This is a genomic window from Acinetobacter sp. YH12218, from assembly GCF_013417925.1.
GTDB classification, from domain to species: domain Bacteria; phylum Pseudomonadota; class Gammaproteobacteria; order Pseudomonadales; family Moraxellaceae; genus Acinetobacter; species Acinetobacter amyesii.
Genome location: NZ_VPDB01000114.1, coordinates 1 through 5,309, shown reverse-complemented (window position 1 = coordinate 5,309; position 5,309 = coordinate 1). Strand labels below are relative to the sequence as shown.

Annotated in this window: 5 protein-coding genes and 1 pseudogene; all 6 read left to right on the top strand. The window is 35.9% G+C overall.

Going from position 1 to position 5,309, the window contains the following annotated elements; genetic code table 11:
* The first annotated feature begins 237 nt into the window (after nt 1-237).
* The 6 genes and pseudogenes from FTV03_RS16850 (at nt 238) to FTV03_RS16825 (ending at nt 5,121) form a co-directional block, all read left to right on the top strand.
* Nucleotides 238-648 carry a hypothetical protein gene (locus FTV03_RS16850; protein ID WP_180036212.1) on the top strand — a complete coding sequence of 137 codons (411 nt, stop codon included), beginning with the start codon at nt 238-240 and terminating at the stop codon, nt 646-648.
* Between the two features lie 128 nt (nt 649-776).
* Nucleotides 777-2,100: pseudogene (locus FTV03_RS16845) on the top strand (ISNCY family transposase).
* A 772-nt stretch (nt 2,101-2,872) separates the two neighbouring features.
* Nucleotides 2,873-3,088: a cold-shock protein gene (locus FTV03_RS16840; RefSeq protein ID WP_004637138.1), complete on the top strand. Its 216-nt coding sequence runs from the start codon at nt 2,873-2,875 to the stop codon at nt 3,086-3,088.
* A 98-nt stretch (nt 3,089-3,186) separates the two neighbouring features.
* Nucleotides 3,187-3,414, top strand: coding sequence for a hypothetical protein (locus FTV03_RS16835; RefSeq protein ID WP_004637137.1), 228 nt, complete (start codon nt 3,187-3,189; stop codon nt 3,412-3,414).
* Between the two features lie 69 nt (nt 3,415-3,483).
* On the top strand, nt 3,484-3,681 hold the full coding sequence (locus FTV03_RS16830; RefSeq protein ID WP_180042310.1) for a hypothetical protein: 198 nt from the start codon (nt 3,484-3,486) through the stop codon (nt 3,679-3,681).
* A 321-nt stretch (nt 3,682-4,002) separates the two neighbouring features.
* Nucleotides 4,003-5,121, top strand: coding sequence for a Fic family protein (locus FTV03_RS16825; protein ID WP_180042308.1), 1,119 nt, complete (start codon nt 4,003-4,005; stop codon nt 5,119-5,121).
* Nucleotides 5,122-5,309: the final 188 nt, after the last annotated feature.

The window sequence follows — 5,309 nt, the reverse complement described above, 5'->3', positions numbered from 1 at the left end:
TATTTAGGGGTTTTGCGGATATTCACAATCCCTTGTATTCAATATCATGAAGTCATAAGAGAACAGGACGTTCCGCAGAATAAAAATAAATAATCGCACAAGGATCGGCGGTACGACAGGAGTCATGCCAAGCGAACCAATACGAAAAAGCCCGACAGGATGTCGGGCTTTTTTACATTCTATGTTCAGTGACAGGTTTAAAGTAAACTACGATGAATTACATATAAATTATTCAGAATGAAATTTTTATCAAAAGAAAAGGTCCTCGATTTTTTTTCATTAATGGCTGTTTTAATTCTGATTGTCTCTTGGTTACTTCCTGTATTCGATGGCATGAAAGGATACGAACTTTTTGTATATTCATTTTTCTTACAATTTTTAATATTTCCCATTATTTTAGTTTTTCCAATTTGGGCAAATTTATCACTCGTTTTTACATATTTTTTATTAGATGAAAATGATCCCAAGGCATTTCGTTGGAGCTGTATAACTTTAGCAATGATGTGCTATGGTCTTGTCACTATTTTGGTTATAGATGGCAAGAACAGCCAACCAGTTCTATTCGGTGCTTATGTTTGGGTACTCTCAGGAATTTTAATTTGTATCTGTGCTTACCTTAAAGTGAAAAAAATATCTAAAAATCATTGATCTTTGACAAGTGTCAAAGAGTGTAAGCCCAAAATAGAAATGTCCGGTTTCTCCAAAGTAAAAATGTCCGCTTTTAGAATATGCGCTTTTGCAATTTCCTTAGCGGACGGTTTGATATGTTGGTGTCTATGTCGGATAAAGAACTTAAACGATTGTCGGTCTTGCAAGAAATCTGTGATCAACGTATAACTCAATCCCAGGCTGCTCAGCTACTTCATATCTCAGAACGTCACATCAGACGCTTACTGCAGAAATACAAAGCTCAAGGTCCCGCTGCATTAGCCCATGCCGGTCGTGGCCAAATCAGCAATTCTAAACTTCCTGAAGAACTCAGACTTAAGTGTCTCAATATTGTTTCAGATCAACTTTATGGTTTCGGACCCACTTTAGCGCATGAAAAGCTCACCACCGTGCATGGATTCGATCTTTCAGTAGAAACCCTGCGTTCCTGGATGATTGCAGCCGATTTATGGATCCCTCGCTGCAAGCGCCTGAAACGACCATATCAGCCTCGTTATAACCGAGATTGTTATGGTGAATTGATCCAAATTGATGGCTCACACCATGATTGGTTTGAAGGTCGAGCACCTAAATGCTGTCTGCTAGTATTCATCGATGATGCCACAGGAAAATTGCAGCATTTACGCTTCTGTGCGTCAGAGTCAGCCTTTGACTATATGATTTCGACACGTTTATATATCGAACAGCATGGTAAGCCATTGGCATTTTACAGTGACAAACATTCAGTTTTTAGGGTGAATCAAAGTAGCAAGAAAGACACCAAGATTACCCAGTTTGGACGTGTTCTGAGCACTCTCAATATCGATATCATTTTCGCTAACTCCCCTCAAGCCAAAGGTCGTGTAGAACGAGCGAATAGAACACTTCAGGATCGTCTGATTAAGGAGATGCGTCTAGAAGGCATAGTTCAATTGCAGATGCCAATAAGTGGCTGCCGTGCTTTATTGAGCAATTTAATCGTAAATTCGCCAAGATGGCTTTTAATCCCAAGGATCTACATCGGCCTATCGCTGAAACAGCCGAAGAATTAGATGATGTTTTTACCTGGCGTGAACCCCGCAGGGTCACGAACAGCTTGACGATTACTTATGATAAATGCGTATATATCTTGGAAAACAGCGAAGAAAATCAAAGATTGGGCGGCAAGTATCTTGAGTTCCTGGAATATCCGGATGGTACTGTAGCCATTGAATATCAGGGAAGAAAAATCAATTACAGCATCTTTGATAAATTAAGTCAGCTCAACCAGAGAGAGATCGTTGAGAATAAACGTTTGGGTTCTGTGCTGGCACATATTCAACAACAGCATGAACAACTGGAACACCAAAACAAACGCAATCGTTCTCAAAAGATGCCACGTAGACAAGCACAGAAAACAGCGATTGAACAACGAAATTCAATCCTGTGCTTGACTTGGAAATGTCCATATAGGACATTTCTATTTGGTTATTAGGTAGGACATTTCTACTTGGGAATAACAAAAGAGACTTCGCATAAGAGATTTTATGTTAAATAAGTAAAAGCCCCGAATCACGGGATTTTTTGTAGAGTGTATTATCTTAATTTTAGAAAAATTTTAAATTTTAAATCCGAATAATTGGCCTATTTCTAATCTGCTGTAACCACGTTCTTTGAAAATCAAACAGCGTTGTCTAATTGTGAGCCTGAATACTTACCTAAGGAAATATCTGGGTAAGATAAGGGAGAGTGTGGAATTGTTAGCTTTTTAAACTGATTTTCTCAAATATTTGTCTTTTGTCTTATATCTAAATTTTTTACCTATCGATAAAATAATTGTACTCATAACCTGCTAAGGATAGTAGGTAATAAGCGTTTAAGGACTAAGTATCAATTAGGGCCAAAACAGCTAACTTACATTGGAAAGTAAGTGATTAAGAGAAAACTAACAGCGCTTAATAAGCCTTATAGTTCCGAGAGAGACTATAAGGCTTTTTTATGAAATATAATTTTCTTTTATCAAAAAAATAAATATAACTATTAAAAAAACTTGATTATTTTTCTTTTTACTGTATATTTAACTCAACTAGAAAAAAAGTCTCGTTTCGGTAAATCTTCCTTAAGTATCGCAGTTTTAGTCATAATCCTTCGTTTTTTAGATTTTAAGTTTCATTCTTTATTATTTTTCAAGTTATAATCGGTCAATATAATGACTAAAAATTATTAAAAATCAGTAGGATATATTATGTCAAACTCAAATGTTGTTAAAGGTACTGTTAAGTGGTTCAACGAAACTAAAGGTTTTGGTTTCATTCAACAAGAATCAGGTCCAGACGTTTTTGCTCATTTCAGCGAAATCGCAAGTTCAGGTTTCAAAACCTTAATGGAAGGCCAGCAAGTTGAATTCAGTGTAGCTCAAGGTCAAAAAGGACCGAATGCTGTAAATATTGTTGCTATCTAAGTAATAATAGACAGTAATAAAAAGCACTCATGAGTGCTTTTTTTATACTTCAAAATTTGTTTTAAAAATTAAAATATTTCTAAAAAATAGGATGAAATTTGTTGAAATTAAGTAATTTAATTGCAAAATCTAAAAATGGTACTGAAATTATTGTTTCATTAATTCCTCTTCATAAAATGCAAAATACACGTCAAGGTTCAAAAAAAATCGAAGTAGGTAAAAGAGTCCTTCTTTCATCTGGAATCGAGGTTGATTTAAATTTGGATGGCCGTACATTTTACACTTCTTTAAATCAGCTATTTAAATTAAGTCATAAAGTTGCTTAGAGCCAACATCAACAAGTATTAAGAATTGGGGTAGATTTCTACCACTATAATTTTATTAAGGGGATATATATGTTTAAACAGACTCTCAACGTAAAAGACCAGTTTGGGGTTAAACAAGCTATTCAAGCAACAGTAGATCATCATTTTGCCGATACGCAATCTCACTCAAATATAAGACATATCACCATTGATGGAGAAGATATTCGACCTAGTTTTGAAATGTTTTTTCAAAGTACTGTAAGTGGAAAAATTTTTAAAATTTTATAGATAGTATTTTAAAACCAATACGATACGCATTGTAAGAAACGAGAGCTAATAGCTCTCAGGTCATCCCCCTAAAAATAATTGAGTTTAAAAGTAGAAAATACAAATATTCTCAAATGATCTCTATTTTTTGGAAAAACATATCAAGTTTGTTTATAAAAAAGCCGATATATTTCTGTTATTCACCAATTAAAATGTCTATGCGATAAACTATTTAAAATGTCCTATAAAAAATGAGCTGATTAATTATCATATTCGGCTCTTGTTATGAGCCGAATAAGTGCTATATTCAACTCATCTGAAATTTTAGATGAGCGATTGAAAATGCAGAAATGGATTTGGCAAGCAGAAAACTGGACAAATTTTACATGGCTAGATTCAGTTATCTTACCTAAAACCAGACAGATACATCAAAAAATAGGGATTATTCTGGGGCAAAGTCAGCATGATTTAGCAAAAGAGCAATTCACCCTAGATACTCTGCTTGCCAATCTTGTTGCTTCATCTGCGATTGAAAACGAAACGATCAATGTTTTTTCACTACGATCATCTCTAGCTCAACGCTTAGGTGTCACACTTGAACAGCCTTATCCAAGCTCAGATCGATCAGAAGGTTTAGCCAATATCATGCTAGATGCGCTTAACGATGTTAAGCAACCATTGACTGTTAATCGTCTCATGCAGTGGCATCGTTGGCTTTTCAATGACCCAGATTGGACAATGCACCGTTTACGCATTGGTCAACTTAGGGGGGCAGAGCCTATGCAGGTCGTTTCAGGTCGATTGGACTATCCTAAAGTACATTTTGAAGCACCGCCAAGAGAAGGCTTAGCAGAGCGATTAAATGCCTTTATAGGGTGGTTTAATCACAGCCTAGATGATTCACTGCTTGATCCTTTATTACGTGCAGGCATTACCCATTTATGGTTTGTTACTCTACATCCTTTTGATGATGGTAATGGCCGTATTACACGTACACTTACAGACCTTGCTTTAGCTCAGATGGATGAGCAAAGTATCCGTTTGTATGCAATGTCTACTGCGATATTAAGTAAACGTAAAAGTTACTATGAGATATTAGAACAAACTCAAAAAAATGATTCTGATATCACCGATTGGCTAGTTTGGTTTTTAGATACATTGAATGATAGCCTTGAAAAAACCTTAGTACAGATCAATCGGACATTATTTAAAAGCCAGTTTTGGCATAAATATTCAAATTTAGCCCTGAGTGAAGAACAGCGCAAAGTCCTCAATCGTTTATTAGACGGTGGGGAAAATGGCTTTGAACATGGTATTAGCGCGTCACAATATCAAAAAGTTGCTAAAACAAGTAAGGCGACAGCTACTCGTCATTTATCTGACTTACTTGAGAAAGGTTGTATCGTCAAATTGGAAGGTGGGGGACGTAATACACGCTATCAGATCAATACTCAGTTATAGAAATTTAAGCCATAAAAAAAGCCCGACATCCTGTCGGGCTTTTTCGTATTGGTTCGCTTGGCATAACTCCTGTCTTGCCGCCGATCCTTGTGCGATTATTTATTTTTATTCTGCGGAACGTCCTGTTCTCTTATGACTTCATAATATTGAATACAAGGGGTTATGAATATCCGCAAAATCCCTAAATT

Coding starts and splice junctions, on each gene's coding strand:
- FTV03_RS16850 (WP_180036212.1), top strand. CDS start 238: ATGAAATTTTTATCAAAAGAAAAGGTCCTCGATTTTTTTTCATTAATG.
- FTV03_RS16840 (WP_004637138.1), top strand. CDS start 2,873: ATGTCAAACTCAAATGTTGTTAAAGGTACTGTTAAGTGGTTCAACGAA.
- FTV03_RS16830 (WP_180042310.1), top strand. CDS start 3,484: ATGTTTAAACAGACTCTCAACGTAAAAGACCAGTTTGGGGTTAAACAA.
- FTV03_RS16825 (WP_180042308.1), top strand. CDS start 4,003: ATGCAGAAATGGATTTGGCAAGCAGAAAACTGGACAAATTTTACATGG.